The following is a 26,224-nucleotide window of genomic DNA, read 5'->3' on the forward strand; positions in this document are numbered from 1 at the left end:
GAGGAATCGAAGTGGAAGCGAGCACTTTGCGCGTATGCATCGTCGGCGCCGGGCCGCGCGGACTCTCCGTCCTAGAACGGCTCTGTGCCAACGAGCGGAAGTCGGCCGCGCACCCGGCCGTGGTCGTCCACGTGGTCGACCCGTCGGCCCCCGGCCCGGGACGGGTCTGGCGGGTCGCGCAGTCGACCCAGTTGCTGATGAACACGGTGGCCTCCCAGATCACCGTCTACACCGACCACAGCGTGGAGATGGAGGGGCCGGTCGAGAGCGGCCCCAGCCTGTACGAATGGGCGGTGGCGACCCGTGCCGCCGCGCCGGCCGGCGCCGGCCGCGACGAGTCCCTGCGGGCCGAACTGGCCGCCCTGGGGCCCGACTCCTACCCCACCCGCTCGCTCTACGGGCGCTACCTCAGCGACGCGTTCCGCGAGATCGTCGCCGGCGCGCCCGAGCACATCTCCGTCCGGGTGCACCGCTCCCGGGCGGTCACCGTGGACACCGTGGACGGCGCGCAGGTCGTCACCCTGCAGGACGGCACCCGCCTGGACGCCCTGGACGCGGTGGTGCTGGCCCAGGGGCACGTGCCGGCCGTGCCGGTGCGCGCGGAGCGGGAGTTGGAGCGGACCGCGCAGCACCTCGGCCTGCTCTACGTGCCGCCCGCGAACCCGGCGGACGTGGACCTGGCCGTGATCGCCCCCGGGCAGTCGGTGCTGCTGCGCGGGCTCGGCCTCAACTTCTTCGACTACATGGCCCTGCTGACCACCGGTCGGGGCGGCCGGTTCGAGCAGAGCGGGGACGGGCTGGTCTACCACCCCTCCGGCCGGGAGCCCCGACTGTTCGCCGGCTCGCGCCGCGGCGTCCCGTACCACGCGCGCGGGGAGAACGAGAAGGGCGCGTACGGCCGCCACGAGCCCGGCCTGCTGATTCCGGAGGTCGTCGCCGAACTGCGCCAGCGGGCCGCCTCCGGCGATCCGTTGATCTTCAGCGCGGACCTGTGGCCGCTGATCGCCCGGGAGGTGCAGGGCGTCTACTACGGCGCGCTGCTGGCCGCCCGCGGCGAGACCGAGGAGGCCAAGCACTTCGCCCCCCGCTACCTCACCGTCCAGGCCGGGCAGGAGGAGGAGGCGCTGCTGGCCGACTTCGGCATCACCCCCGCCGACCACTGGGACTGGACCCGGATCGCCTACCCGTACCAGGACCGCACCTTCACCGACCGCCGGGACTTCCACGACTGGCTGCTGCCGTACATGGAGCAGGACGTCCGGGAGGCCCGGGCCGGCAACGTCAGCGGGCCGCTCAAGGCCGCCCTGGACGTGCTGCGCGACCTGCGCAACGAGATCCGGCTGGTGGTGGACCACGGCGGCCTCGAAGGGCGCTCGCACCGCGAGGAGTTGGAGGGGTGGTACACCCCGCTCAACGCCTTCCTGTCGATCGGTCCGCCGGCCTCCCGGATCGAGGAGATGGCGGCGCTGATCCGGGCCGGCCTGCTGGAGGTCGTCGGTCCCGGCATGCGGCTGGTCGTGGACCAGGACCGGGCGGCCTTCACCGCGCACTCCGACCGGGTCGGCGGCGCACCGGTGTCCGCCTCGGTGCTGATCGAGGCCCGGCTGCCGGAGCCGGACCTGCGGCGCACCGCCGACCCGCTGCTGGCCTACCTCAAGGCCACCGGCCAGTGCAGCACCTACCGCATCCCCGGCAACGACGGACGCAGCTACGAGACCGGCGGGCTCGCGGTCACCGAGCGCCCGTACCGGGTGATCGACGCCCAGGGCATGGCGCACCCGCGGCGCTTCGCCTTCGGCATCCCGACGGAGTCCGTGCACTGGGTGACCGCGGCGGGGATCCGACCCGGCGTCAACTCGGTCACCCTCGCCGACTCCGACGCGATCGCCCGCACCCTGCTGGCCCTGACCCCGGTCCCGGGCCGGCCGACGGACCGGCCGGTCGCCCTGGTGGAGCTCCGGGGCTGACGGGCCGCCGGCCACGACACCGTCGCGCGGCAGCCGCCCGCCCTCCCGGGTCGGGTGACACTGCGCGACGGTGTCGTCGGCGCAGCCCGCCCCGGCGGTGGGCGTCTTCGAGGAAGGCCATGGTCGCCAGGGCAGCCGCCCGGTCAGCGGCAGCCAGATCCGGGTGGAGAGCACCCACGGGCCCCGGGGAAAGGCGAAGCCGGGAGTGCGCTTCCGGCCCGCGTGGGGGTCGGGTCGGGGCGGCGCACTCCCGGCGGTCCGTTCGGGTCCGGCTAGCGGACCGCCACCGCGTGCTCCGCGGCCGCTGCCCGGCGGCGGGCGCCCAGGTGGTTGAAGACCAGGTTGAGCAGCACGGCGGTGAGCGCGCCGGCGCTGATCCCGCTGCCCAGGATGGTCTGCGCCCAGGACGGGAAGTCGTGGTAGATGCCCGGGGTGACCAGCACCCCGTGCACGTCCCGGACGTCCGGCGCGGCCAGCGGGATGATGCCGACGGCCAGCGAGACCGCGATGATCACGATGTTCGGCGCGTCGTCCAGGTTGATCTTGACCAGCGAGCGGATGCCGCCCACCGCGATGGTGCCGAAGAGCACGATCCCGGCGCCGCCGAGCACCGGCATCGGCACCAGCGCGACGGCCGCGCCGAGCTTCGGGAAGAGCCCCAGCACGACCAGCACCAGGCCGGCCGACGCCACCACGAACCGGCTGCGCACCCGGGTCAGCTGCACCACGCCGACGTTCTGCGCGAAAGCGCTGGTGGCGCAGGAGCCGAACATCGAGCCGAGGAAGGTGGCCACGCCGTCGGTGCGCAGGCCCCGGGTGACGGTGGAGCGGTCCACCGTGCGGTCGGTGATCTCGCCGATCGCCAGCATGCCGGCCGAGCTCTCGGTCATCAGCACCAGCATCACGATGCACATCGAGACGATCGCGGCCGGCTGGAACTCCGGGGCGCCGAACCGGAACGGGGTGGGCAGTGCGACGGTGGCGGCGTTGGTGAAGGCGCCGGTGTTCACCTTGCCGAACGGGATCGCGGCCAGGGTGCCGACCAGCATGCCGAGAAGCAGCGCGATCTGCTTCAGGAAGCCGGTGAAGAACCGCTGCATGGCGATGATCACCACCAGGGTGAAGCCGGCCAGCGCCAGGTTGCCCAGCGAGTTGAAGTCGGGCGCGGCGGCGCTGCCGCCGCGGGCCCACTGCACCGGGACCGGGATCAGCGTGACGCCGATCAGGGTGATCACCACGCCGATCACCTGGTGCGGGAAGAACCGCATCAGCCGGCCGAAGAACGGTCCGACCAGCAGGCAGAAGGCTCCCGCGATCATCACCGCGCCGAGGATGGTGGGCAGCCGGTGGGTGCCGTGCGACTGGTCGGCGATCGCCAGCATCGGGCCGATGCCGGCCGAGGAGGCGGCGTTGACGAAGGGCAGCCGGTTGCCGACGAATCTGCCGAGGCCGAGGGTCTGCAGCATGGTCGCGGCCCCGGCCACCAGCAGGCTGGCGGCGATCAGGAAGGTCTGGTCGCGGGCGTCCAGCCCGCAGGCCGGGCCGATGATCAGCGGCGGGGCGACCACGCCGGCGTACATGGCGGCGATGTGCTGCAGGGCAGCGGGCACCAGGCGGCGCGCTGGAAGTCGTTCGTCGACGGGGTGGACGGCACCGGGGTGGGTCGTGGCTTCCGACTCCGCTGGGCGGACGGATTCGGGCATGCTGGTCCCCCTCCTTACTCGGCCTGCCTCCCGGGGCAGACTCTCGGAAGGGCGCGGTGTGGTGGTGGTGTGACGAGGGCGCGGCGATTCGCCGGGCCTGGCGTGGCAATGTGGCTGCCGAATCTCAACTCGCTTGCAGCGAAGGGCATTACGCTCGTGGCGCCGCGGCCCCGCTGCCGTGTTGACGCCCAGCTAAGCGTCTCGGAAACATCGCGTCAACACTCTGTTGAATATTGCCCCTCGTTGACCCCGCCCTTGACCTCGACGCTGGTCACGGTGCCGGTTCGCGCGCTCACCGAGGGTGCCGGAGGGCATGCGGAAACACCCCGGCGCCGTCGGCACCGGGGTGTTTCCTGGGAATTGACGGGGTGTCAGATCACGGGCAGCTCACGGCCGACTCACGATCGGCTCACCGGGCGGACGGCGGGGCCACCGGGGTCAGCAGCAGGTGGCCCGCCACGCCGACCGTCCGGGCCAGCGCGTCGCAGGAGAGGTCGAAGGCGAACGGGAGTTCGCGCTCGACCCAGAGCGACTGGGCCGAGAGCCAGGCGGCGTCGCGCGCACCGTCGATGGTGCAGTCGGAGAGCAGGTGCTCCAGCGCCTGCGCGTCGGCGGTGGCGAGCCGGAGCCGCTCGGGCTCGAACTCCTCCCGCACCTGGACCTCCACCTGGGCGAGCAGCTGGTCCACCTTCTGGTAGTCGGCGTGCACCGGCGCGGCGTCCGGGCTGGTCCGCCGCTCCTGGCAGGTGAGCACCACGGCGAGCGCCAGGTCGTGGTTGATGTGGGCGTTCATGCCGGCCATCGCGAACTGGATCGGCCAGAGCCGGTCCCCCTTGCCGCGGTCGGCGATCAGCGGCTCCCAGGCCGGGTTCACCGGGCGGCCGGCCGCGGCCGCGTCCACGTTGCGGAAGTACAGCCCCGCGAAGATCACGTCCATCCGCTCGATGAACGCGCCGTCCTGGAAGAAGCCCTCGGTCAGCTTGGCGGCGACCAGCTCGGTGACCGTGAGGTACATCCGGTTGAAGCAGGCGACGCCGTCCGTGGCGGGCAGCTCGGCGTCGATCCGCTTCATCCGCTGGATCACCTCGTCCACCGACTCCGGGAGCGCGGTCAGGGGCGCCGGGGCCGGCTCGGTGCTCATGGGGCCTCCAAGGTGACGGTGCGTAATATGATGATCGTACCGTGTCACCGTCGAATGGTTCCCTGCCCGGAACGCCTATGCCTGAACGCCCCTGCCCGGGCTGCCCTTGCCCGGCTGCTCAGAACGGCAGCGAGCGCAGCCGGACCTCGCCCTCGGACCACTCGGCCCCGTCGGCCAGCGGCGCCCACATCGCGCTCATCGGCATGGCGATCGGGCCGTCGGGCTGCTCGATCCGCACCCCGCCCGCCACCTGCTGCCAGCCCAGGCCGCCGTACAGCGGGAACAGGCGGGGCCAGCAGAAGAGCAGGCCGTGGGTGAGGCCGGCCGCGCGGGCGTGCGCCATCGCCGCCGTGACCACCGTGCCGGCCAGCCCGCGCCGGCGCAGGTCCGGGGCCACCGCCACGCCGCCGAGCCCGGCCACCCGCAGCACCCTGCCGCCCAGCTCGACCGGCACCTCGACCCAGCCCGCGTGCGCCACCAGCCGCTCGCCCGCCCGCAGGCCCAGGTGCTGCTCCTTCGGCCGCCAGGTCAGCTCCAGGTGCGCGATGCCGACCGGGTCGGGCTCCTCGCCGACGATCCCCCGCCAGTCCTCGGGCGTGTAGGTCGCCAGCTCCACCGTCTCGAACGACGTCTCGGTCGGCGTCTCGAACGGCGCCGACTGCTCGGCCGAGGGCTGCTGCTGGTGCTCCGTCATCTTCTGCTCACTCCCGTTGGGTTGGGCCTGTCGCCCGCACCCTACGCCCGGGTAGCCGCACCGCCCTTCCACTCCTCGACGAGCAGCCCGAGCAGCACCTCGTCCCGGAACTCCCCGTACACCCAGGCGGATCGGCGCAGCCGGCCCTCGACGGTGAAGCCCGCGCGGGTGGCGGCGGTGATCATCGCCGTGTTGTCCTCCAGGGTCTCCATCTGGAGCCGCCGCAGGCCCTCCACCGTGAAGCCGAACTCGCAGAGCACCCGCACCACATCGGTGCCGAGGCCGCGCCCGCGCCGGCTCGGCAGGATCGAGATGCCCAGGTGGGCACCGCGGTTGTACTGGTCGATCCCCCAGAGCGACGCGGCGCCGGCCAGCACCCCGTCCGCCGGGTCGTCACTGCCGGCGGGCATCTCCAGCACCGAGAAGACCGCCGCCTCGGGCGTCGGCCCGGCGGGCGCGAACGGCGAGGCCGCACCGTCCACCTGGCACGGCCGCCAGGGCCGGTCGGTGGTGCGGACCCGGGCCGCGATGTCGTCGTGCAGCTCACGGTGGAGCAGCGGCACGTCGTCCGCGTACCGGGCCCTGAGCAGGATCTTCTCGCCACGAAGCATGCCACCTGTCTAGCACTCACATGCGCTGCGGGCGAACGAATTACCGCAGGCCGGGGGCGGGCCGCTCCCCTGCGGCGGCCCGCCCCCGGCGCGCGGCACCCGGCCGCGGTCGGCACCGCAGTCGGCTCCGCGGTCAGCGCCGGGTCAGCGCCGGGTCAGCGCCGCGACCGGCGGTAGTAGTCGACGGTCACCACCGCCAGCAGCGGCCCCCAGCCGAGCAGCGGCGCGTAGCAGGCCGTCATGACGAACCCGGCCAGCCCGTGCGGCGATTCGGGGTCGCTCATGTTGCGCGCCCACGGTCCGAGCGAGGCCCACCAGACCACCACGGTGACCGCCGTCGCGCCGAGCCCCGCCACCGTGACCGCCACCCACGGCGGCACCCGCCGACCCCCGAGCCACGGCAGCCAGCGCACCAGCACCTGGCCCCACGGCCGGACCAGCCCCAGGCTCAGGAAGCCCAACAGCTCGGCCAGTCCGCTCAGGCAGAACACGTACACCGTGCCCCACCCGGGCATCGACCGGCCGAACATCCGCTCCAGCGAGCCGCTGAACCCGACCGGCACCCCGAGCCCCAGCACCACCCGCCAGACCCCCGACGGCACCACCGTCAGCGCCGCGGCCCTGGCCGTCCACACCGCCCAGCGCGCCGGCTCCCGGACCGGCCGCACCGCCGCCCGCCCGACCGGGCGCACCCCCTCCTCGATCGCCATCCCGCTCGCTCCCCTTCCGGTCCCGTTCCGTTGATCCGCCGTCAGCCTGCACAGGCCGGCCCACGGTCCGTCAGATGCCGATCGGCCCCGGTCGGACCGGCGCAATGTGCCGATCGGCACGGGCGCGGGGGTGCCCGAACTGCCTACGCTGGGGCCATGGCGAACGGGGTGGCGGTCCTGGTGACCGCGGGGGTGCTGATCGGCCTGCTGCTGGCCCGATCGGGCGGACGGCGGGCGGCGGTGGCGGCGGCCACGGCCGGGACGGCCAGCGCGGCGCTGACCGGGTACGGCTGGTGGGCCCGCCCGTTCGGCGAGGCCGACCGGCTGGCAGGGCTGGCCGGAATGGTCGAACTGCTCGCGCTGCTGGGCCTGGTAACGATCGCCGCGCGGGCCGAGCGGCCGGGGCCGGCCGCGCTCGCCGGCGCGGCCGCCGCGTTCTGGCCGCTGCGCTTCGTGCACCAGCCGGGCTCCTGGCAGAACCTGGAGCTGCTCGGCTTCGGCACCGGCGCGGCCGCCCTGGCCGCCGTGGTCGGCCGCTACCTGGCCGGCCTGGACCAGCGCCGGCACCGCGAGGTGGCCGCCACCCGGCGCGACCAGCGCCTCGAACTCGCCCACGACCTGCACGACTTCGTGGCGCACGACGTGAGCGGCATGGTCGCCCTGGCGCAGGCCGGCGCGATCGTCGCCCAGGCCTCCCCCGAGCAGGCCGCCGCCGTGTTCGCCCGGATCGAGCAGGCCGGCCGGCAGGCCCTCGCCTCGCTGGACCGCACGGTCACCCTGCTGCGCACCGAGCAGCCCGGGCCGGCCCGCGGCCCGCAGCCGGGCCTGGCCGACCTGCGGGAGCTGACCGACCGGTTCACCGCCGCCGGCCCGGCCACCGCCCAACTGCGGCTGCCCGCCGGACCGGTGGACCGGGAGGCCGGCGCCACGGCCTACCGGATCGTCGCCGAGGCGCTCACCAACGTGCGGCGGCACGCCCCGACCGCGCGCCGGGTCGCGGTCGCCCTGGAGCCGGTCGCGGCCGGCCTGGCGGTCCGGGTGACGGACGACGGGCGGGCGGCGGCCGGGCGGCCGGGCCCGCGCCCCGGCGGCGGGAGCGGCCTGGCCGCGCTCGCCGCGCGGGTCGAGGCGCTCGGCGGCAGCTTCACCGCCGGGCGCACCGCGCAGGGCTGGCAGGTCTCGGCGGTGCTGCCGCACGGGGGTGCCCGGTGACCATCCGGGTGCTGCTCGCCGACGACCACGAGGACATCCGCACCGCGTTCCGGATCATCCTGGACGCCCAGCCCGACATCACCGTGGTGGCCGAGGCCGCCGACGGCCGCAGCGCGGTCGACCAGGCCCGCGCGCTGCGCCCCGACGTGGTGCTCGCCGACATCCGGATGCCCCGGCTGGACGGCCTGGAGGTGACCCGCCTGCTCGCCGGCCCGGAGGTGGCCGACCCGCTGCGGGTGGTCGTGGTGACCACTTTCGACCTGGACGAGTACGTCCTCACCGCGCTGCGGGCCGGCGCGACCGGCTTCCTGCTCAAGCGCTCCGGCCCCGCGCTGCTGGCCGAGGCGGTTCGCGCCGCCGTCGCCGGTGACGCCCTGCTCAGTCCGCAGGTCACCGTCCGCCTGCTCAGCCGCCTGACCGCCCCCGCCGCCCCGACCGCCACCGCGCCCGGCAGCGCACCCATCACCGCGCCCAGCACCGCGCTCAGCCCGCGCGAGACCGAGATCGCCGCCCTGGTGGCAGCCGGCGCCACCAACGCCGAGATCGCCGCCCGACTCTTCATCGCCCCCGGCACGGTGAAGAACCACCTGGCCGCCATCCAGCGCAAACTGGGCGTCCGCAACCGGGTCGGCATCGCCTCCTGGTCCTGGGAGCACGGCAATCCCCTGGACCGGCGCCCGTCCGGCTGACTAGCGTGCACCCGGAACCGACGATCATGGGGGCACGCTGATGGACTTCCGACTGGTAGGACCGGTCCTCGAAGGCGAGTTGGTGCGGCTGGAGCCGCTGGAGCACCGGCACGCCGCCGATCTCGCCGAGGCGGTGGCGGGCCCCCGGGAGAGCTACGGGTTCACCTGGGTGCCCACCCCCGAGCAGGTGCCCGGCTACGTCGACGCCCAGCTGGCGCGCCACCGGGACGGCAGGCTCGCGCCGTACGCGCAGGTGGACCTCGCCACCGGGCGGGCCGTCGGGGCGACCGCCTTCTGGGACCCCCGACTCTCCGACACCGGTGAACTCTTCGCCATCGAGGTGGGGTTCAGCTGGCTCGTGCCCGCCGCCCAGGGCACCGGGCTGAACACCGAGGCGAAGTTCCTGCTCTTCCGGCACGCCTTCGAGCAGTGGCGGGTCAGCCGGCTGGACCTGAAGACCGACGCGCGCAACGCCCGCTCCCGGGCGGCGATCCAGGCGGTGGGCGCGACCTTCGAGGGGGTGCTGCGGAACTGGTCGCGCTCCTGGGCGCCCGGCGAGGACGGGCGGCTGCGGGACTCGGCGATCTACTCGATCACCGCCGAGGAGTGGCCACTGGCCCGGACCCACCTGACCGAGCGGCTGGACCGGATCCACGCCCGCCGTGCCGCCTGAGTGCGCCGGTGCGCCCGTCCGTGCTCCGGGCGTCTCCTGACGGCCCGTTAGGCGGCCGGGCCGCTGGGCAGGCCTTGACCGTGCCGACCACCTACACCGCCGCCACCGCCCCGGGTGCGCTCCCGCTGCTGGGGCACGCGGTGGCGTTCGCCCGCCGCCCGCTGGAGTTCTTCGCCGCCCTGCCCGCGCACGGCGACCTGGTGCGCATCCGGCTCGGCCCGCGCGACGCCCACGTGGTCTGCCACCCGGACCTGGTGCACCAAGTTCTCACCCAGGACCGGGTGTTCGACAAGGGCGGCCCGTTCTTCGACAAGCTGCGCGAGGTGATCGGCGACGGCCTGGCCAGCTGTCCGGCGCACGAGCACCGGCGCCAGCGGCGGATGCTGCAACCCGCCTTCCACCGCGACCGGCTGCCCGGCTACGCGGCGCTGATGGCCGAGGAGATCGCCGCCGCCACCGCCGACTGGCGGCCGGCCGCCGAGGTGGACGTGCCGGCCACCATGTACCGGATCACCACGGCGGCCACCCTGCGCTGCCTCTTCTCCGCGCACGACCAGGCGGGTTCGCTGGCCGTGCACGAGAGCATGGAGCTGATCACCAAGGGCGTGGCGACCCGGGTGCTGCTGCCGGTGCCCGGGCTCGACCGGCTCCCCACCCCGGGCAACCTGCGGTTCCGCCGGGCCCAGCAGGACCTGCGGCGGATGACGCAGCGGGTGATCACCGACTACCGGGCCCGGGCCGGCGACCGGGACGACCTGTTCTCGATGCTGCTGGCCGCCCGGGACGAGGACGGCCGCGGCCTGACCGACGACGAGATCCACGACCAGGCGGTCACCTTCCTGCTCGGCGGCATGGAGACCACCGCCGCGCTGCTCGCCTGGGCCTGGTACCTGATCGCCACCCACCCGGCCGTCCGCGCGGAGCTGCACGCCGAGCTGGACCGGGTGCTCGGCGGCCGGCCCGCCGCCTACGCCGACCTGCCCGAGCTGCCGGTCACCGGCCGGATCGTCGACGAGACGCTGCGGCTCTACCCGCCGGGCTGGATGTTCACCCGCTCCACCACCGCCGCGACCGAGCTGGGCGGCCACCGGCTGCCGGCCGGCGCGATCGTCGTCTACAGCCCCCTGGTGCTGCACCGCGACGCCGGGCTCTTCCCCCGGCCGCTGGAGTTCGACCCGGGCCGGTGGACGGCGAAGGACCGCCGCGGCAACGACACCTCCTTCATCCCGTTCGCGGCGGGCGCCCGCCGGTGCATCGGGGACGGGTTCGCCGTGACCGAGGCCACTCTGGTGCTGGCGAGCGTCGCCGCCCGCTGGCAGCTCGACCCGCTGCCCGGTCAGCGGATCCGCCCCGCGCTCAACGCCTCGCTCACCCCCCGCGCCTACACCGCCCGGCTCTCCCGGCGCGTCCCGAGCGATCAGAGCTCCACGATCACCGCGCCGAACCGCTGACCGGCCATCAGCTCGACCAGCGCCTGCGGGGCCCGCTCCAGCCCCGCCACCCGCTGGTGCGGGAACCGGATCCGGCCGTCCCGCAGCCAGCGGCCGAAGACGGCGGGCCACTCGGCCGCCACATCCGGGTCGTCGTCCGCGCTGTAGCCGCGCAGGGTCAGCTTCTTGACCAGCAGTTGGAAGGAGTCGAGAGTCACCGGCGCCGACCGCCCCGCGCCGCCCGGGGCCAGCTGTCCGGCGAGCGCGCCGATCAGCGCGATCCGCGCGCCGGTCCGGGCGGTGGCGACGGCGGCGGCCAGCTGCTCGCCGCCCGCCGCGTCGAGCACCGCGTCGAAGCCGGCCGGGGCGGCCCTCGCGAGCTGCTCGGCCAGCGGCTCGGCCGCGCCCCGGACCACGGCGGCGTCGAAGCCGAACTCGGCGACCAGCCGCGCCGCCTTGGCCGCCGAACCCGTGGTGCCGACCACCCGGCCGGCGCCGAGCAGCCGGGCGAGCTGACCGGCCATCGAGCCGATCGCCCCGCTCGCCGCGGTGACCAGCACGGTGTCGTCCCGGCGCAGCGCCAGGCCCCGGGTCAGTGCCGCGTAGGCGGTGGCGCCGTGGCCGAGCTGGGCGACCGGGTCGGGCAGCTCGTCACCGACCGGGAGGCAGGCGGCCACCGGCACCGCCGCGTACTCGCGCCAGCCCAGCGGGTGGCGGACCAGCTGTCCGGCGCGCAGCCCGCTTCCCGCGGGCGCGGCCAGCACCTCGCCGAGCGCCTCGCCGCCCAGCACGTCGCCCGGGCCAAGTGCGGGCAGCGGCACGCCCTCGACCTCGGTGGCGCCCTCGCTGATCATCATCCGCAGCGAGGCGGAGAGCCGGAACCAGCGGTTGCGGACCAGCACCTGGCCGGGGCCGGGGTCGGGTACGGGCGCCTCGACCAGGGCGAAGTGCTCGGGCCCTGGCAGGCCGGCGGGGCGGGCGGCGAGGCGGATCTCGCGGTTGGCCATCGGGCGGGCGGTCATCGGGTTCTCCTGTTCGTAGGGCACTCCCCCACCCTCGACCCGTCCGCTCCCGGCCTCCGTCCGCGCGGCTCGTTCCGTCGGATTCCGACACCGCTAGGCTCGTTCGCCATGGATTCCCTCGACCTGCGCCTGATCCACGCGCTCCAGCTGGACGGCCGCGCCCCGTTCAGCCGGATCGCCGAACTGCTGGAGGTCTCGGACCAGACCGTCGCCCGCCGCTACCACCGGCTGCGCGAGCGGGCCGGGCTGCGGGTGCTCGGCCGCCCCGACGCCCGGCGGCTCGGGCAGGTGGAGTGGCTGGTCCGGCTGCAGTGCGTGCCCGGCGCGGCCCTGCCGGTCGCCGAGGCGCTGGCCCGCCGGGCGGACACCCAGTGGGTGCGGCTCACCTCCGGCGGCACCGAGGTGGTGGCCAACCTGCGCGCCGACGGCGAGCGGGACCGGGACGCCCTGCTGCTCGGCCGGCTGCCCGCCACCCGGCAGGTCACCGCGATCGGCGCGCACTGCCTGATCCACGTCTTCCGCGGCGGTCGGACCGGCTGGCCCGGCACCACCTCGGCGCTCACCCCCGAGCAGGCCGCACTGCTGGCCCCGCCCGCACCGCAGACCCGGCCGGACGACCAGCCGAACGACCGCCCGGACGGCCCCCCGGTCGTACTCACCGCCGAGGACCGGCGGCTGCTCGCCGAACTGGCGCTGGACGGCCGCGCCCCGCTGGCCCGGCTGGCCACGGCCACCGGCTGGCACGAGGCCGCGGTGCGCCGCCGGCTGGCCGCGCTGCGGGCGACTGGGGTGCTCTACTTCGACCTGGACCTGGACGACCGCGAACTCGGCTACGGCTGCCCGGCCCTGCTCTGGCTGACCGTCGAGCCGTGCCGGCTGGCCGAGGCCGGGCGGGCACTGGCCGAGCACCCGGAGGTGGCGTTCGCCGGCGCGACCACCGGCACCGGCAACCTGGCGGCCTCGGTGCTCTGCCGGGACGTGTACGCGCTCTACGACTACCTGGCCGGCCCGGTCGGCGCGCTGCCCGGGCTGCGCGAGCTGGCCTCCGCGCCGATCATCCGGACCGTCAAACGCACTGCGGCAGCGCGGGTCTGACGCCGTCACACCGTCGTACCAACGCATCACACGGATGCCGCGCGGCACGGGCGTTCGCTGGCACCCGACGGTGGGTCAGCGGAGAATCGAGCACACACCCCCGTTCCAGGAGGCCCCGCGGATGCCCGACCCGGACCGCCTCGCCCGGCTCGACGACGATCCCGGCACCGGCCTCCCGTCCGCCCCACCGCCCTTGGACCAGGCACCGTTCGACCTGGTGCCCACCGCCACCGCGGTGCTCGACCGCAAGGGCACCGTGGTCGGCTGGTCGCCGGCCGCCGCCCACCTGCTCGGCCGCACCGCCGCCGAGGTGCTCGGCCGTCCGGCCCGCGAGCTGCTGGCCGAGCCGGGGCCCGACGGACAGCGCTCGACGGGCGTGCTCCGGCTGCGGCACCGCGACGGGTCGGTGCGCACGGTGGGCGTCGAGGCCGGTCGGCTGGCCGACATCGACGGCACCGACCGCTGGCTGCTGCGCGGCCTCGACCTGGCCACCGCCCCCTGGTGGAGCACCAGCCACTCGGTGGTCAGCCGGTTCCTGGCCCACTCCCCCTACGGCATCGCGGTGCTGGGCACCGACCTGCGCTACCTCTGGCTGAACGAGACGCTGGCCGCCATGGCCGGGGTCGGCCTGAACGAGCGGATCGGGCGCCGCTTCGCCGAGGTGCTGCCGGACCTCTCGCCCGAGCTGGTCGAAGCGCAGATGCGGCGCACCCTGGAGACCGGCCGGCCGGTGCGGCGGCTGGAGTACCGCGGCCGGCTGCCCGGCGACCCGGAGCGCGAGCACGTCTACTCCTGCTCGATGCTGCGCCTGGACGACGCGCACGGCCGGGTGCTCGGGGTCTGCTACATGGGCGTGGACATCACCGACCGCTGGCGGATGCGGCAGCGGCTGAGCCTGCTGACCGACTCCGGTGCCCGGATCGGCACGACCCTCGACCCTGTCACCACCAGTCGGGAGCTGGTCGAGCTGGTGGTGCCCCGGTTCGCCGACTTCGCGACCGTGGACCTGCTGGAGCCGGTGCTGCGCGGCGAGGAGCCGGTCGCCCCGACCGCCGCCTCGGCCGCCGCACTGCGCCGGATGGCCCACCTCTCGGTCCGGCCCGGCAGTCCCGAGGCCGTCACCCCGATCGGCGAGCCGCCGCACTACCCGGCGAACTCGCCGATGGTGCGCTGCCTCGCCGAGGGGAACACCGTGCTGGCCGGCTACGACGACCACACCGACTGGCTCGACCCGGAGCGGATCGAGGCCACCCGCACCTGGCGGCTGCGCGCGGTGATGGCGGTGCCGGTGCGGGCCCGCGGCGTGGCGCACGGCGTCGCGATGTTCGTCCGGGCCGCCGGCTCGCCGCCGTTCGAGGCCGGTGACGTCTCGCTGGCCGAGGAGCTGGTCTCCCGGGCCGCGGTCTGCCTGGACAACGCCCGCCGCTACACCCGCGAGCACGACACCGCGCTCACCCTGCAGCGCAGCCTGCTGCCGCAGGCGCTGCCCGCCTGCCCGGCGCTGGAGGTGGCGCACCGCTACCTGCCGGGCGACTCGCACGGCGGGGTCGGCGGGGACTGGTTCGACGTCATCCCGCTCTCCGGCGCCCGGGTGGCGCTGGTGGTCGGCGACGTGGCCGGCCACGGCATCAACGCGGCGGCGGCGATGGGCCGGCTGCGCACCGCCGTGCACACCCTGGCCGACATGGACCTGCCGCCGGACGAACTACTGGCCCACCTGGACGACCTGGTGCTGCGGCTGACCGACGAACGTACCGCCGGCGGCGACCTGACGGCCGGTGAGGCGCACAACGCCAAGTGCCTCTACGTGGTCTACGACCCGGCCAGCCGGCTCTGCACCATGGCCAGCGCCGGCCACGTGCCGCCCGCCCTGCTGCTGCCGGACGGCCTGGTCGCCTTCGTCGACCTGCCGCCGGGCCCGCCGCTCGGCGTCGGCTCGCTGCCGTTCGAGTCGGCCGAGTTCGAGCTCGCGGACGGCACCACGCTGGCGCTCTTCACCGACGGCCTGCTCGGCCACGCCACCCGCGACCCCGACCGGGCCGCCGAACTGCTGCTCGCCACCCTGGCCACGGCCCGCCCCGGCCTGGACGACGCCTGCGCCGACCTGCTGGCCGGGATGCTGCCGGAGCGGATCGAGGACGACATCGCCCTGCTGCTGGCCCGGCCGCGCTCGCTGACGCCCGATCAGCTGGTCACCTGGGAGCTGTCGGCCGACCCGGCCCTGGTGGCCGACGCCCGGGCCAAGGTGGCCGAGGTGCTGGACGGCTGGGGGCTGACGGAGCTGGCGTTCACCACCGAACTGATCGTCAGCGAGCTGGTCACCAACGCCATCCGCTACGGCGCCTCCCCGATCCGCCTGCGCCTGATCCGCCAGTCCGCCCTGATCTGCGAGGTCTTCGACGGCAGCTCCACCTCCCCCCGCCTGCGCCACGCCCGCACCACCGACGAGGGCGGCCGCGGCCTCTTCCTGGTCGCCCAACTCGCCCGCCGCTGGGGCACCAGGTACACGCCGGACGGCAAGATCATCTGGGCCGAGCAAAGCCTGTAGCGCGGGCCGTTCCCCGGCGAGGCTCCAGGAGGGCCACCCGCCCCGCTTCCAGCCGAGCACGCCGGTGACACCGCGTCAGTCCGCCGCGTCCACGTGGGTGCGGCGGGCGTCGGGGTCGAAGATGCCGAGGATCTCGGCCGGGCCGCCCTGGGCGCCGATGGCGTGCGGGGTCATGGTGGAGAACTCGGCGGCCTGGCCGGCCTCGATGGTGATGCGGCGGTCGGCGAGTTGCAGGACCAGGGTGCCGGAGAGCACGGTGAACCACTCGCGGCCCGGGTGGGCCTTGAGCTCGGCGGTGCCGGTGGGGGCGGGGCGGGTGATCCGCATCCGGGCGGCGGTGACGCCGGTCTCCCGGTTGAAGGTCCAGCTGGTGACGCCGCGGCCCGGGTCGTAGCGCGGGTGGATGACCACGTCGTCGTCGCTGGAGGTCTGCACCAGCTGGTCGAGCGTGGTGCCGAGCGCCCGGGCCAGGGCGACCAGCTGGTCCAGGCCGATCCGCCGCTGCCCGGTCTCGATCCGGCTCAGGGTCGAGGCGCTGAGGTAGCAGCGGGCCGCCAGCTCGTCCAGCGACCAGCCCATCGCGGCGCGCAGGCCCCGGATGCGTTTGCGCACCAGGGCGTCCAGCTGCTCGTCTTCTTGCGTCATACGCAAGATGCTATGCCGTAGGCGCAAGGCGTGCGTATGGTCGGAGCCATGGCAGACCACAACCACCAGCCCCATGCACACGGACACCAGCACGGCCACGATCACGATCACGGGCATGAGCACGGGCATGACCCCGCTCGGGAGGCCCAGCTCGCCGAGATGCTCGACCTGGACGCCGAGCTGCTGCACCAGCCGCTCACCGAGGTCACCGACTGGCTCGCCGAGCTCACCGCCGACACCGGCGCGACCGGCGCGACCCGGATCCTCGACCTCGGCGCGGGCACCGGCGCCGGGACCCTGGCCCTGCTGCGCCGCTTCCCCGACGCCACCGCGACGGCGGTGGACATGTCCGCGGGGATGCTGGAGCGGGTGCGGGCCAAGGCCGACGCGGCCGGGTACGGCGAGCGGGTGCGCACCGTCGAGGCCGACCTGGACGGCGACTGGCCCGAGCTCGGCCCGGTGGACCTCGCCTGGTCCGCCGCCGCCCTGCACCACGTGGCCGACCCGGACGACGCGCTGCGCCGGCTGCGGAAGACCATCCGCCCCGGCGGCCTTTTCGCCCTGGTGGAGATCGACGGGCTGCCCAGCTTCCTGCCCGAGGACCTCGGCCTCGGCGAGCCCGGCCTGGAGCGGCGCTGCCGGGCGGTCGTCGCGGCCCGGCTCGCCGAGGAGCTGCCGTACCTGGGCGCGGACTGGGCGCCGATCCTCGGCCGGGCCGGCTTCGAGGTGCTGCCCGAGCGCCGGTTCGCCGTCGAGCTGACGTCCCCGCTGCCGGCCGACGTGGCCCGCTACGCGCAGCTGGTGCTGGCCCGCAACCGCGAGCGGATCGGCGAGCAGCTCGACCCGGCGGACCGGGCCGTGCTGGACGCGCTGATCGACGGCCCGGGCGAGGAGAACGTGCTGCGCCGCAAGGACCTGGTGGTCCGTGCGGAGCGCCGGGTGTGGGTCGCCCGCAACGTCTGAGCGGGCGTCAGGTCAGAGACCAGATCAGATCAGATCAGGTCAGCTCAGCGCCAGCCGCAGCGCCCCCGCCGCCTCGGCGGTGGCCTCGCGGAACCGGTGGCCGATGCCCAGGTAGCTGATGTAGCCGTGGATCAGGTCGGCCTGGCGGCTGAGCGCCACCGAGACGCCGGCCTCGCGCAGCCGCTCGGCGTAGGCCTCGCCCTCGTCGCGCAGCGGGTCGAAGCCGGCGGTGGCGATGTAGGCCGGCGGCAGGCCGGTCAGGTCCTCACCGAGCAGCGGGGAGATCCGCGGGTCGGTGCGGTCCACCCCGGGCGGGGCGTAGTGGTCGCCGAACCAGTCCATGTTGTCGCTGGTCAGGAAGAACCCGTCGCCGAACAGCTCGCGCGAGCGGCGCCAGCGCGAGGCGTCGGTGGCGGGGTAGAAGAGCAGCTGGAAGGCGGGCGACGGGCCGCCCCGGGCCACCGTCTGCTGGGCCACCACGGCGGCCAGGTTGCCGCCCGCGCTGTCGCCGCCGACCGCGATCCGCGCCGGGTCGACGCCGAGCTCGGCGGCGTTGGCGTGGGCGAAGTCGAAGGCGGCCAGCGCGTCGTCCACGGCGGCGGGGAAGACGTGCTCGGGCGCCAACCGGTACTCGACCGAGAGCACCCGTACCCCGGCGTGCCGGGCCAGGAACCGCGCGGTGTTGTCGTAGCCGACCCGGGAGCCGATCACCCAGCCGCCGCCGTGGAAGAAGACCAGCAGGCCGGAGGGCTCCTCGGCGGTCGCCGGGGTGTACAGGGTGGCCGGCACCGAGCCGTGCGGCGCGGGGATCGCCACCTCCCTGGTGCGGACCGGCTCGATCCGCCGGCCGCCGACCAGGTGGCGCCCGACGTCCAGGTGGGAGCGGGAGGGTGCGACCTCGCCACTGCGGTGCACCAGCGTGGTGCCCGCGATCTGCTGGAGCCGCAGCAGCAGCTGGGCGTCGAGCGAGAGCACCTGCCCGTCGCGCCGCAGCTCGGGGCCGGCGATCGCCCGCCGGAGCACCTGGGGCAGCGCGTACGCCGCCCGGACCACCGCAGCCTGCACCCGCACCTGCACCGGAACCGCCATCGCACCGCCCTGCCTGTCCGCACCGTCGACTGTCCGCGACAAATTACCCGACGGTAGCCCCAGTTGGGCAGAGGCGTGCAGCACTGCACCGCCGTGGCGGTGCGCACCGGGGCGGGTGAGCCGTCGTAGGGTCGATGCCCCCGGAGGCACGAGGAGGCTGCTGTGATCAAGGAACTGGACGACCTGCCGGACGGTGTGATCGGCTTCGAGACCGGCGGGACCATGGAGGCCGAGGACTACCGGGACGTGGTGATCCCGGCGGTGGAGCACGCGGCGGAGCACGGCGAGGTGCGCTTCGTGATCGTGATCCCGGAGTTCGCCGGGATGACGGGCGGGGCGATCTGGCAGGACCTCAAGGTCGGCTTCGAGAACGTCCACCGCTGGAAGCGCACCGCCGTGGTCACCGACATCCCCTGGATCACCCACCTGACCACCCTGTTCGGCTGGATGAGCCCGGGCGAGACCCGCGCCTTCCGGCTCGCCGAGCGCGCCGCGGCGGTCGACTGGGCGGCCGGCTGACGCAGCGCACCACTCGACCCCAGGTGTTTGACAAGCATCGAACACTTGGGGTTGAGTGGTCGTCAACTCCCGGAGCACGGAAGGTTTCCGGGGTGACGGAAGGACGGGGCGATGACCAAGGCGGTGCTGTTCCACGAGCTCGGCGGACCCGAGGTGCTGCGGCTGGAGGAGGTGGCCGTCGGCGAACCGGGTCCGGGCGAGGTGCGGATCCGGGTGGACGCGATCGGACTCAACCGGGCCGAGGCGCTCTTCCGCGCCGGCCGGTACATCGTGCCGGTGACCGGCTTCCCGGCCCGACTCGGCACCGAGGCGGCCGGCCTGGTCGAGGCGGTCGGCGAGGGCGTCACCGGGTTCGCCCCCGGCCAGCCCGTCAGCACCGTGCCCGGGTTCTCGCAGAACGACCACGGCGTCTACGGCGAGCGGGCGATCGTCCCGGCGGCCAGCCTGCTGCACCGCCCCGAGTGGCTGGACGCCGTCGCCGGCGCCGCCGTCTGGATGCCCTACCTGACGGCGTACGGCGCCCTGGTCGAGGTCGGCGGCCTGCGCCCCGGCGACACCGTGCTGCTCAACGCCGCCTCCAGCAGCACCGGCCTGGCCGCGATCCGGCTGGCCGACCGGATCGGCGTCCGCGCCATCGCGCTCACCCGCACCGAGGCGAAGCGGGCGGCCCTGCTCGACGAGGGCGCCGCCGAGGTGATCGTCACCGAGCGCGAGGACGTCCGGGAGCGGGTGCTGGCCGCCACCGGCGGGCGCGGCGTGGAGTTCGTGCTGGACGCGGTCGCCGGCCCGGGCCTCACCGAGCTGTCCCGGCTGGTCGCCCCCGGCGGCACCCACCTCGTCTACGGCGCGCTCAGCGGCGAGCCGACCCCGTACCCGGGCATCGAACTCGGCCTGCCGGCGCTGAACCTGCGCTCCTTCACCATGCTGGAGACCACCGGCGACCCCGAACGGCTGCGCCGGGCCGTGGCCTTCATCACCGCCGGGCTGCGCTCGGGCGACTTCCGCCCCGTGGTGGACCGCACCTTCGCGCTGGACCAGGTGGTCGAGGCCCACCGGCACCTGGAGTCCAACGCGCAGATCGGGAAGATCGTGCTGACCGTGCCGCGGTGAATCGTGCCGACCGTGCGACGGTGAACAGTGCCGACCGTGCCGCAGACCGATCGCCCACCGACGGCTGATCGGGAGAAGTTCATCCGGCCGACCCCGGACGGCCACCTGGGCGGACCAGGGTCGACCGGATGGACTACCAGTACTCCCTGCTCCACCTGACCGACGTGCACGTGCTGCCCGAGGGCCCGCTGTTCGGCTCCGCCGACACCCGGGCCGGGCTGGCCGCCGCGCTGGACGCGGCCGTCGCCTCCGGCCGCCGGTTCGACGCGATCGTCCTCTCCGGTGACCTCACCGACGCGGGCGACGAGCCCTCCTACCGGGCCGTCGCCGCCCTCGTGGAGGCCGCGGCCGAGCGGCTCGGCGCCCGGATCGTCTACGCGGCCGGGAACCACGACGAGCGCGGGGCACTGCGGGCCGGCCTGCTCGGCCTCGACCCGAGCACCGAGCCCTACGTCCACGTGGTGCGGATCGGCGGGCTGCGGATCATCACACTGGACACCTCGGTCCCCGGCCGCAGCCACGGCGAGCTGGACGCCGCCCAGCTCGCCTGGCTCGCCGCGCAGTTGGCCGAGCCGGCCGAGCACGGCACCGTGCTGGTGCTGCACCACCCGCCGCTGGCCGGCCTCAGCCCCGGCTTCGAGGACCCCCGGCACGGCCCGCTGCTGGACCTGCACGAACCGCACCGGCTGGCCGAGGTGGTCCGCGGCACCGACGTCCGGCTGATCCTGGCCGGCCACACCCACAGCGCCGCGGCCGGCCAGTTCGCCGGCATCCCGCTCTGGGTCGGCCCCGCCACCTCCTACGCCGCCGACCCGCTGGCCCCGGCCGACGAGGTCCGCGGCCTGCCGCTCCAGGCCTGCACCCGGGTGGACATCACCCCCGAGGGCTTCCGCGCCGTGCTGGTGCCGCTGCGCCAGGAGCCGGCGGTCTACCGGATGCCGGTCGACAAGCTGGTCGGACTGCTGTCCGGCGACCACTGAAGGCCGAGCCCCGGGACCGGCCGGGGGTCGGCGCGGGTCGACGGCCGGTCAGGAGACCTCCAGCAGCAGGCAGCTGAGACCGTGTCCGGTCGCGACCACCAGCCGGCCGTCGCCCCCGACGGCCAGCGCGTGCACCGGGGCGCCGAAGCCGAGGTCGAGGGCCGTGCCGCGGTTCGGGCGGCCGATCCGGACCAGGCCGTCCGCCCACGCCGTCACGACCAGCAGCCCGCCGGGCGTCGCACCGGTGGCGGCCAGCGCCGTCACCGGGTGCGGGCGGGCGTCGAGCAGCGCGGGGAGCGAGCGGACACCGGGGATCCAGGCGGCCACCCGGCCGTCCTCGCCGCCGCTGAGCACCAGAAGGTCCGAGCCGTCCTGGGTCTCGATCAGCGCGACCGCCCGCACCGGCCCCTGGTGCGGGGGCGGTGCCGCGCCGATCCCCTTGCCGGCGGCGCGGAAGAAGTGCACCCGCCCGGACGTGTCACCGACCGCCAGGCCCGGGACCGCACGACCGCCGTAGAGCGGGGAGACGGCGCCGAGCCGGCCGTCGAGCTGCTCGGCGACCGAGTCGGCGAGGTCGGCCACGGAGCGCTCGGGCGCCTCGACCCGGCGCACCGTCAGCCGGCCGTCCGGACGCAGCAGCAGGAGGTCGCCGGCGATGGTGCAGCCGAGCGCGCCGGCCGGCCCCCACTCCCCCGCGCCCGCCAGTTCCCGGCCGTCGGCTGCGGCGAGCCGGCGCAGCCGCCCGGCGGCGTCGAGCACCAGCAGCGCACCGGGCTGCCGCTGGTCCCAGGCGAGGGAGCGGGTCACCAGACCCGCCGTCCAGAGGGTGCGCCACGACGCCGACGGAGCGTCAGTGGCGGTGGGCGAGGCGGGCGGAGCGGGCCGGCGCAGCGCGTGCGCAGCGCCGTGCTCCGGGTCGTGGCGGATCTGCGCGGCGAGCGAGGGCCGGTACCCGGGGTTGGGCCAGAACCGCAGCACCTCGCCACGCGCGTCCACTTGCCAGCTGCCGAGCACCCCGTCCGGAGGCACCGTGTCGCGCGGGCCGTACGCCAGGTCGTTGACCGGCACCCAGCCGCCCGGGCGGCGGCGCGCCTCCTCGCGAACCCGTGGGGTGAGGGGCGGCCGCGGCGCTTCGGTCGTCATGCTCGGTGCTCCCCCGGGTCGGCTCGTGACGCGGTCGTCGATCCTAGCGGGGTGGTCCCCGGCGCCGGGCCCTCACCAGCGCGGGTACTCACCAGCAGGAGCCGGCGAGCTCGGTGCCGGGCAGATCGTTGCGGGCGAGCAGCGACCAGAAGACCCAGCCCGTCACCCCGGTGCGCCGCACCAGCACCTCGCGCCAGCGCACGCCCACCGGGGAGGACCACTCGTCCACCAGGTCCACCAGGTCGCCGCACTGGGCGATGCCCACCACGACGGCGTCGGCGGAGTGTGCGCGGCGCACGTTGGCGGCCGAGGCGGTGACCGTCCAGGGGGTGGGCGGCGCGGCCGGGTCGTTGACGGGGGCCGCGGCGGGGGCGGGCGGCCGACCGGGGACAGGAGTCCGGCCGGGGGCCTCGGCGTCGAGGGTGAGGACGGGGACCAGCAGGACCAGCAGGGAGAGCGAGGCCGCCGCCGTCCGTCCCGCCAGGTGCATCAGGTCTCCCGCCGCCGCGCCAGCGCATGTAGGTCCGTACACAGAACGACTGTTGTCGGCGCGGGCGGCGGGCGGACGTCGGCAAATCACCCGGGCGGCCCCGTGGTGCGGCCGCTCCCGTGCGCCGCCCGTTCGAGCACGCGCCCGCCCGTTCGAGCGCCGACCGGGCGGGTGGCCCTGCTTGACGGTCGGTCGGTTCGTCGCTGCCCGCCGCTAGGCTCCGGCCGGATGCCGGATGCCGGAGCGGCGCGGCGACCGGTGGGAGCGGTGCCCGGAGGCGGGGCGGGACGGGACGGGAGTAGTGGGCGTGGGCTGGAACGGCCTGTGGGTGGTCGGCGCACTGCCGGACGGCGAGGTGCGGGCGCTGCGCGAGCGGTACGGCGACGCACCGTGGGACCGGGGTGCGGCGGACTACCGGGCGGAGCTGGCCGGTTGGAGCGGCCCGGCGACGGACCGGGCGGCGGCGCAGGGCCTGGCCGACCTGATGCTCGGTCACGTCGAGCTGCCGGAGGCGGAGGAGGCCGAGGAGGCCTGCCTGGACCTGTTGAAGGCGACGCCCCCGGCCGGGGTCTTCGTCAGCAGCGCGCGGAAGACCCACCCGGCCGCCGCGCTCTGCCACGCGCTCGGGCCGGCGGCCACCGCCCGGCTGCCGGGCCGGTTCGGCTCCTTCCTGCGCACCGCCGCCGAGCTGCGCACCGAACTGCCCGGGGCACAGGGCGTGTTGGAGGTCGACGGTGCCCGCCGGGCGGCGGTGACCGCACTGGTCGACCGGTGGCTGGACGACTTCGGCGACGGCTCGCTGGACCCGGCCGACGAGCTGTTGGACGGCCCGCTGCGGGTGCTGCGGTTCGCGGCCGCGACGGGCTGCGGGGCCGTCGGGCTCTGGCGGACGTACTGACGGCGAACAGTCCGGCTGACGGCGGCTCAGGCTCGACGCCGGGTTCAGGCTCGACGGTGCGCTCAGGCTCAGAGCTGGTACGGGTGCAGCGAGACCTGCTCCACCCCCACCGTCAGCTCGACCCACTCGTACCCGGGCAGTTCCCGGTACTCCAGCAGGACGGACTCGCCGCCGAGGTCGAGCAGGACCGTGCCGTCGGCCGGGGCGTCGAGCCGGCCGCGCAGGCGCAGCAGGCCGCCGTGGAGGGCGAGTCCGGGCCGGTGGATCCCGGCCGCGGTGGTGTTCTGCCCCGGGTGGAGCGGCGGGTCGACCGTCCACTCGACGTGGTAGCGCCCGGGTCCGGCTCCCGGCTCCCCGCACCAGAGCGCCTCGGCCGGCCCGAGGGCGGTGGCCACCCGGGCCAGCGGTGGGTGGGGCCGGGCGGTGCCGACGCGCAGGCCCAGCAGCTCGATCAACACCGGCCGATCCTGCCACAGTTGCGCACTGGCGTGCCAAACCTCCGTTCGCCAGCAGTACGTTCATCGCAACAGCGGCAAGGTGGCGGGACACATGGAGGAGTGGCCTCGGCGCTCTGGGCCGTGTCGTGGCTGTCGGTACGCTGCCATCCGCATAGCGTGATCGGCATTGCCTTCTCTCCGGCAATGGCCCTGGTGGTCCGATCACTCCGAAGGTGTTGCTCGCATGACAATCACCCTGACACCGCCCCCGCCGGCGGAACCGCTCGTCATCGGGCACCACTGGCGCGGCTACCGCTGCGCCTCCCGGCTCGTGCACTCCACCGACCCCCGGCTCGCCCCGGTGGTGCTGATCGGCGGCGCCTTCCAGACCAAGGAGAGCTGGGGACGGATCGAGCGCGGCCTGACCGACCACGCGGACCTGCTCGCCGTCGACCTGCCCGGCTGGGGCGCCGGCGAGCCGCTGCCGGAGCGGTTCGGCGCCGACTTCATGGCCGAGGCGCTCTGCCACATGCTCGACGAGCTCGGACTGCCCCGGGTCAACGTGGTGGCCGGCTCCTACGGCACCGCGGTCGCCTACCTGCTCGCCCAGCGCTGCCCAGAGCGGGTGGAGAAGATGGTGCTGGCCGGCACCATGACCTCGATCCCGAGCACCGCCCGGGCCGCGATGCAGCACACCGTGGACCTGCTGACGGCGGGTCGGACCACCGAGTTCGCCGAGGCCACCGCCGCGCTGCTGGTCAACCCGGAGCGGCTCGACGCCGTCACCCGGGGCAGCCAGGTGCGCCGGTTCCTGATCCGCCGGATGACCTCGCTGACCCCCGACGAGATCGAGCAGCACCTCACCAACACCCGTCGGCTGCTGCGCCACCAGCCGCTCGACCCGTCCTGCCCGCCGGCCGCCCCCGTGCTGGTCACCACCGGCGAGCACGACGGGTTCACCACTCCCGAGCTCTGCCGGGAACTCGCCGCGACCTGTGCGGACAGCTGGTTCGCCCGGGTCGCCGACGCCGACCACATGCTGCTGCTGGAACGGCCGGACGAGCTGGTCGACCTGATCCTGCGCTTCCTCTCCGGCCGGCCGCTGGCCGGACTGCCGTACTGCCGCTCGGTGGAGCGGGTCTCTCCGACGCCGGCCAAGGTGGTCGGGCCGCGCGGGCGCGGCTGATCCGGCGTCGGACCATGTCGATGCGGATCCAGATCGTCACCGTCGGCACCACCGGCTCGGTCGCGCCCTACACCGGACTCGCGCACCGCCTGCTGGCCGACGGCCACCAGGTGGAGCTCGCCACCCACGCCGCCTTCGAGCCGATGGTGGCCTGCTGCGGGCTGCGCATGCGGCCGCTGACCGCCGACCCGTTCGCCGGGCTGATCGCCGCGCACGCCGGACGGGCCCGTGGCCTCGCCGGGGCGCGGGCGCTGGTGAGCAGCACTTCGCGGGCCGCGCGGGCGCTGGTGGACGACCTGCTGGCGGCCGTGGACCCGGCCGCCGACCTGGTGCTGCTCTCCACCCTGGCCACGCCGGTCGGCTGGCTGGCCGCCGAGCACCACGGCGTGCCGAGCGCCGGGGTCTACCTGCAACCCGACGCGCCCACCCGGGAGTTCGGCCCCTCCACGCTGCCCTGGCGGGACCCGGGCGCCGGGAACGTGCGGCGGGCCCAGCTGGCCAACGGGGTGCTGGACGCGCTGCACCGGTCGGCCGTGCGGACCGCCCGGCGCCGGCTCGGCGTCCGGGCGAGCGGCGCCCACCGGCTGCGGCTCCAGCGGGAGCGGGCGCACTGGCCGATCCACCACGGGATCAGCCCGAGCGTGCTGCCCCGGCCGGCCGACTGGCGGCCCGAGTTGACCATGGACGGCTACTGGTGGCCGCACCTGTGCCCCGACTGGCGACCGCCGGACGAGCTCGTGGACTTCCTCGCCGCCGGCCCGCCACCGGTGCTGATCGGCTTCGGCAGCATGATGCCCGGCGACCCCGAGCAGCTCGGCAAGCTGGTGGTGCGGGCGCTGCGGGCGGCCGGGCTGCGCGGCATCGTGCAGTCCGGCTGGGCCGGGCTGCGGGCGAGCGGCGACGACATCCTCACCATCGGCGCCGTGCCGCACTCCTGGCTGCTGCCGTACACGGCCGCCGTGGTCCACCACGCCGGCGCCGGCACCAGCGCGGCCACCCTGCGGGCCGGCGTGCCCAGCGTCCCGGTGCCGGTCTTCACCGACCAACCCTGGTGGGCCGCCCGCCTGGTGCAGCTCGGCGCGGCCGGCGGCGTGCTGCCGATCGAGGCGCTGACGGCCGACCGGCTGGCGGACGCGCTGCAACAGACGGTGCGTGACGGCTCGTTGACCCGCAACGCGCGGGCGCTGTCGGCGAAGCTGGAGCACGAGGACGGGGCCGGCGCGGTCGCCCGGGCCGTCGGGAGGCGCGGGTGAAGCGGGTGAAGCGGCT

At 75.3% G+C, this 26,224-nt stretch carries 25 protein-coding genes; 14 read left to right on the forward strand and 11 right to left on the reverse strand.

The window, feature by feature from the left end; genetic code table 11:
* Positions 1–11 precede the first annotated feature (11 nt).
* Positions 12–1,967: an FAD/NAD(P)-binding protein gene (locus tag FHX73_RS36255; RefSeq protein ID WP_145910249.1), complete on the forward strand. Its 1,956-nt coding sequence runs from the start codon at positions 12–14 to the stop codon at positions 1,965–1,967.
* A 272-nt stretch (positions 1,968–2,239) separates the two neighbouring features.
* Here FHX73_RS36255 and FHX73_RS36260 read toward each other — a convergent pair whose 3' ends face one another.
* The 5 genes from FHX73_RS36260 to FHX73_RS36280 form a co-directional block, all read right to left on the reverse strand.
* Positions 2,240–3,670: a nucleobase:cation symporter-2 family protein gene (locus FHX73_RS36260; protein ID WP_145910250.1), complete on the reverse strand. Its 1,431-nt coding sequence runs from the start codon at positions 3,668–3,670 to the stop codon at positions 2,240–2,242.
* A gap of 409 nt (positions 3,671–4,079) precedes the next feature.
* Entirely contained in the window at positions 4,080–4,811 is a 732-nt protein-coding gene (locus FHX73_RS36265; protein ID WP_145910251.1) for a DUF5995 family protein, read from the reverse strand.
* Positions 4,812–4,929: 118 nt separating this feature from the next.
* Positions 4,930–5,505: a GNAT family N-acetyltransferase gene (locus FHX73_RS36270; RefSeq protein WP_145910252.1), complete on the reverse strand. Its 576-nt coding sequence runs from the start codon at positions 5,503–5,505 to the stop codon at positions 4,930–4,932.
* Positions 5,506–5,546: 41 nt separating this feature from the next.
* The gene (locus tag FHX73_RS36275; protein ID WP_145910253.1) at positions 5,547–6,116 is read right to left on the reverse strand and encodes a GNAT family N-acetyltransferase; all 570 of its coding nucleotides are present in this window, start codon (positions 6,114–6,116) and stop codon (positions 5,547–5,549) included.
* Between the two features lie 155 nt (positions 6,117–6,271).
* Positions 6,272–6,826, reverse strand: coding sequence for a hypothetical protein (locus FHX73_RS36280; RefSeq protein ID WP_211786443.1), 555 nt, complete (start codon positions 6,824–6,826; stop codon positions 6,272–6,274).
* Between the two features lie 156 nt (positions 6,827–6,982).
* Here FHX73_RS36280 and FHX73_RS36285 point away from each other — a divergent pair, with 156 nt between their 5' ends.
* The 4 genes from FHX73_RS36285 (at position 6,983) to FHX73_RS36300 (ending at position 10,851) form a co-directional block, all read left to right on the forward strand.
* A complete protein-coding gene (locus FHX73_RS36285) occupies positions 6,983–8,038 on the forward strand; it encodes a sensor histidine kinase (RefSeq protein WP_145910254.1) in 1,056 nt (351 codons plus the stop codon).
* Complete coding sequence (locus FHX73_RS36290) at positions 8,035–8,727, forward strand: response regulator (RefSeq protein WP_145910255.1); 693 nt, start codon at positions 8,035–8,037, stop codon at positions 8,725–8,727. Before FHX73_RS36285 ends, FHX73_RS36290 begins: the two co-directional genes overlap by 4 nt.
* 40 nt (positions 8,728–8,767) lie before the next feature.
* A complete protein-coding gene (locus tag FHX73_RS36295) occupies positions 8,768–9,400 on the forward strand; it encodes a GNAT family N-acetyltransferase (RefSeq protein WP_145910256.1) in 633 nt (210 codons plus the stop codon).
* Positions 9,401–9,480: 80 nt separating this feature from the next.
* Positions 9,481–10,851, forward strand: a complete 1,371-nt coding sequence (locus FHX73_RS36300; RefSeq protein WP_246214096.1) for a cytochrome P450 — start codon at positions 9,481–9,483, stop codon at positions 10,849–10,851.
* Here FHX73_RS36300 and FHX73_RS36305 read toward each other — a convergent pair.
* Complete coding sequence (locus FHX73_RS36305; RefSeq protein WP_145910375.1) at positions 10,818–11,852, reverse strand: MDR family NADP-dependent oxidoreductase; 1,035 nt, start codon at positions 11,850–11,852, stop codon at positions 10,818–10,820. The genes FHX73_RS36300 and FHX73_RS36305 overlap by 34 nt on opposite strands.
* A 108-nt stretch (positions 11,853–11,960) precedes the next feature.
* Here FHX73_RS36305 and FHX73_RS36310 point away from each other — a divergent pair, with 108 nt between their 5' ends.
* The gene (locus FHX73_RS36310) at positions 11,961–12,947 is read left to right on the forward strand and encodes an Lrp/AsnC family transcriptional regulator (protein WP_145910258.1); all 987 of its coding nucleotides are present in this window, start codon (positions 11,961–11,963) and stop codon (positions 12,945–12,947) included.
* Between the two features lie 121 nt (positions 12,948–13,068).
* Positions 13,069–15,495 carry a SpoIIE family protein phosphatase gene (locus tag FHX73_RS36315; RefSeq protein WP_145910259.1) on the forward strand — a complete coding sequence of 809 codons (2,427 nt, stop codon included), beginning with the start codon at positions 13,069–13,071 and terminating at the stop codon, positions 15,493–15,495.
* A gap of 75 nt (positions 15,496–15,570) precedes the next feature.
* Here the strand turns inward: FHX73_RS36315 and FHX73_RS36320 are convergent, their stop codons facing one another.
* Positions 15,571–16,140 carry a helix-turn-helix domain-containing protein gene (locus FHX73_RS36320; RefSeq protein WP_145910260.1) on the reverse strand — a complete coding sequence of 190 codons (570 nt, stop codon included), beginning with the start codon at positions 16,138–16,140 and terminating at the stop codon, positions 15,571–15,573.
* Positions 16,141–16,188: 48 nt separating this feature from the next.
* On the opposite strand from FHX73_RS36320, the gene FHX73_RS36325 reads away from it, so the two are divergent.
* Positions 16,189–17,103, forward strand: a complete 915-nt coding sequence (locus FHX73_RS36325) for a class I SAM-dependent methyltransferase (protein ID WP_145910261.1) — start codon at positions 16,189–16,191, stop codon at positions 17,101–17,103.
* Between the two features lie 39 nt (positions 17,104–17,142).
* On the opposite strand, the gene FHX73_RS36330 is transcribed toward FHX73_RS36325, so the two are convergent.
* The gene (locus tag FHX73_RS36330; protein WP_145910262.1) at positions 17,143–18,192 is read right to left on the reverse strand and encodes an alpha/beta hydrolase; all 1,050 of its coding nucleotides are present in this window, start codon (positions 18,190–18,192) and stop codon (positions 17,143–17,145) included.
* A 162-nt stretch (positions 18,193–18,354) separates the two neighbouring features.
* Here FHX73_RS36330 and FHX73_RS36335 point away from each other — a divergent pair, with 162 nt between their 5' ends.
* The 3 genes from FHX73_RS36335 (at position 18,355) to FHX73_RS36345 (ending at position 20,801) form a co-directional block, all read left to right on the forward strand.
* Complete coding sequence (locus tag FHX73_RS36335) at positions 18,355–18,711, forward strand: SpoIIAA family protein (protein ID WP_145910263.1); 357 nt, start codon at positions 18,355–18,357, stop codon at positions 18,709–18,711.
* A gap of 111 nt (positions 18,712–18,822) precedes the next feature.
* On the forward strand, positions 18,823–19,821 hold the full coding sequence (locus tag FHX73_RS36340; protein WP_145910264.1) for a zinc-dependent alcohol dehydrogenase family protein: 999 nt from the start codon (positions 18,823–18,825) through the stop codon (positions 19,819–19,821).
* 128 nt (positions 19,822–19,949) lie between these two features.
* Positions 19,950–20,801, forward strand: coding sequence for a metallophosphoesterase (locus FHX73_RS36345; RefSeq protein WP_145910265.1), 852 nt, complete (start codon positions 19,950–19,952; stop codon positions 20,799–20,801).
* Positions 20,802–20,849: 48 nt separating this feature from the next.
* Here FHX73_RS36345 and FHX73_RS36350 read toward each other — a convergent pair whose 3' ends face one another.
* Together FHX73_RS36350 and FHX73_RS36355 are read right to left on the reverse strand one after the other, a co-directional pair.
* The gene (locus FHX73_RS36350; protein ID WP_145910266.1) at positions 20,850–21,944 is read right to left on the reverse strand and encodes a hypothetical protein; all 1,095 of its coding nucleotides are present in this window, start codon (positions 21,942–21,944) and stop codon (positions 20,850–20,852) included.
* Between the two features lie 88 nt (positions 21,945–22,032).
* Complete coding sequence (locus tag FHX73_RS36355; protein WP_145910267.1) at positions 22,033–22,434, reverse strand: hypothetical protein; 402 nt, start codon at positions 22,432–22,434, stop codon at positions 22,033–22,035.
* Between the two features lie 307 nt (positions 22,435–22,741).
* Between FHX73_RS36355 and FHX73_RS36360 the strand changes: the two genes are divergently transcribed.
* A complete protein-coding gene (locus FHX73_RS36360) occupies positions 22,742–23,332 on the forward strand; it encodes a hypothetical protein (protein ID WP_145910268.1) in 591 nt (196 codons plus the stop codon).
* Positions 23,333–23,400: 68 nt separating this feature from the next.
* Here the strand turns inward: FHX73_RS36360 and FHX73_RS36365 are convergent, their stop codons facing one another.
* Positions 23,401–23,790, reverse strand: a complete 390-nt coding sequence (locus FHX73_RS36365; protein WP_145910269.1) for a hypothetical protein — start codon at positions 23,788–23,790, stop codon at positions 23,401–23,403.
* A gap of 223 nt (positions 23,791–24,013) precedes the next feature.
* On the opposite strand from FHX73_RS36365, the gene FHX73_RS36370 reads away from it, so the two are divergent.
* Complete coding sequence (locus FHX73_RS36370; protein WP_145910270.1) at positions 24,014–24,955, forward strand: alpha/beta fold hydrolase; 942 nt, start codon at positions 24,014–24,016, stop codon at positions 24,953–24,955.
* A 14-nt stretch (positions 24,956–24,969) separates the two neighbouring features.
* Positions 24,970–26,208 (forward strand): glycosyltransferase, encoded by a 1,239-nt coding sequence (locus FHX73_RS36375; RefSeq protein WP_342795352.1) that lies wholly within the window; start codon positions 24,970–24,972, stop codon positions 26,206–26,208.
* Positions 26,209–26,224: the final 16 nt, after the last annotated feature.

This window comes from Kitasatospora viridis, from assembly GCF_007829815.1.
GTDB lineage: Bacteria > Actinomycetota > Actinomycetes > Streptomycetales > Streptomycetaceae > Kitasatospora > Kitasatospora viridis.

Bases quoted from the DNA above. Each gene is read 5' to 3' on its own strand.
- FHX73_RS36340 (WP_145910264.1), top strand. From the start codon at position 18,823: ATGACCAAGGCGGTGCTGTTCCACGAGCTCGGCGGACCCGAGGTGCTG.
- FHX73_RS36280 (WP_211786443.1), bottom strand. From the start codon at position 6,826: ATGGCGATCGAGGAGGGGGTGCGCCCGGTCGGGCGGGCGGCGGTGCGG.
- FHX73_RS36275 (WP_145910253.1), bottom strand. From the start codon at position 6,116: ATGCTTCGTGGCGAGAAGATCCTGCTCAGGGCCCGGTACGCGGACGAC.
- FHX73_RS36320 (WP_145910260.1), bottom strand. From the start codon at position 16,140: ATGACGCAAGAAGACGAGCAGCTGGACGCCCTGGTGCGCAAACGCATC.
- FHX73_RS36345 (WP_145910265.1), top strand. From the start codon at position 19,950: ATGGACTACCAGTACTCCCTGCTCCACCTGACCGACGTGCACGTGCTG.
- FHX73_RS36310 (WP_145910258.1), top strand. From the start codon at position 11,961: ATGGATTCCCTCGACCTGCGCCTGATCCACGCGCTCCAGCTGGACGGC.
- FHX73_RS36375 (WP_342795352.1), top strand. From the start codon at position 24,970: ATGTCGATGCGGATCCAGATCGTCACCGTCGGCACCACCGGCTCGGTC.
- FHX73_RS36260 (WP_145910250.1), bottom strand. From the start codon at position 3,670: ATGCCCGAATCCGTCCGCCCAGCGGAGTCGGAAGCCACGACCCACCCC.
- FHX73_RS36315 (WP_145910259.1), top strand. From the start codon at position 13,069: ATGCCCGACCCGGACCGCCTCGCCCGGCTCGACGACGATCCCGGCACC.
- FHX73_RS36370 (WP_145910270.1), top strand. From the start codon at position 24,014: ATGACAATCACCCTGACACCGCCCCCGCCGGCGGAACCGCTCGTCATC.
- FHX73_RS36265 (WP_145910251.1), bottom strand. From the start codon at position 4,811: ATGAGCACCGAGCCGGCCCCGGCGCCCCTGACCGCGCTCCCGGAGTCG.
- FHX73_RS36350 (WP_145910266.1), bottom strand. From the start codon at position 21,944: ATGACGACCGAAGCGCCGCGGCCGCCCCTCACCCCACGGGTTCGCGAG.
- FHX73_RS36305 (WP_145910375.1), bottom strand. From the start codon at position 11,852: ATGACCGCCCGCCCGATGGCCAACCGCGAGATCCGCCTCGCCGCCCGC.
- FHX73_RS36355 (WP_145910267.1), bottom strand. From the start codon at position 22,434: ATGCACCTGGCGGGACGGACGGCGGCGGCCTCGCTCTCCCTGCTGGTC.
- FHX73_RS36270 (WP_145910252.1), bottom strand. From the start codon at position 5,505: ATGACGGAGCACCAGCAGCAGCCCTCGGCCGAGCAGTCGGCGCCGTTC.
- FHX73_RS36325 (WP_145910261.1), top strand. From the start codon at position 16,189: ATGGCAGACCACAACCACCAGCCCCATGCACACGGACACCAGCACGGC.
- FHX73_RS36330 (WP_145910262.1), bottom strand. From the start codon at position 18,192: ATGGCGGTTCCGGTGCAGGTGCGGGTGCAGGCTGCGGTGGTCCGGGCG.
- FHX73_RS36285 (WP_145910254.1), top strand. From the start codon at position 6,983: ATGGCGAACGGGGTGGCGGTCCTGGTGACCGCGGGGGTGCTGATCGGC.
- FHX73_RS36295 (WP_145910256.1), top strand. From the start codon at position 8,768: ATGGACTTCCGACTGGTAGGACCGGTCCTCGAAGGCGAGTTGGTGCGG.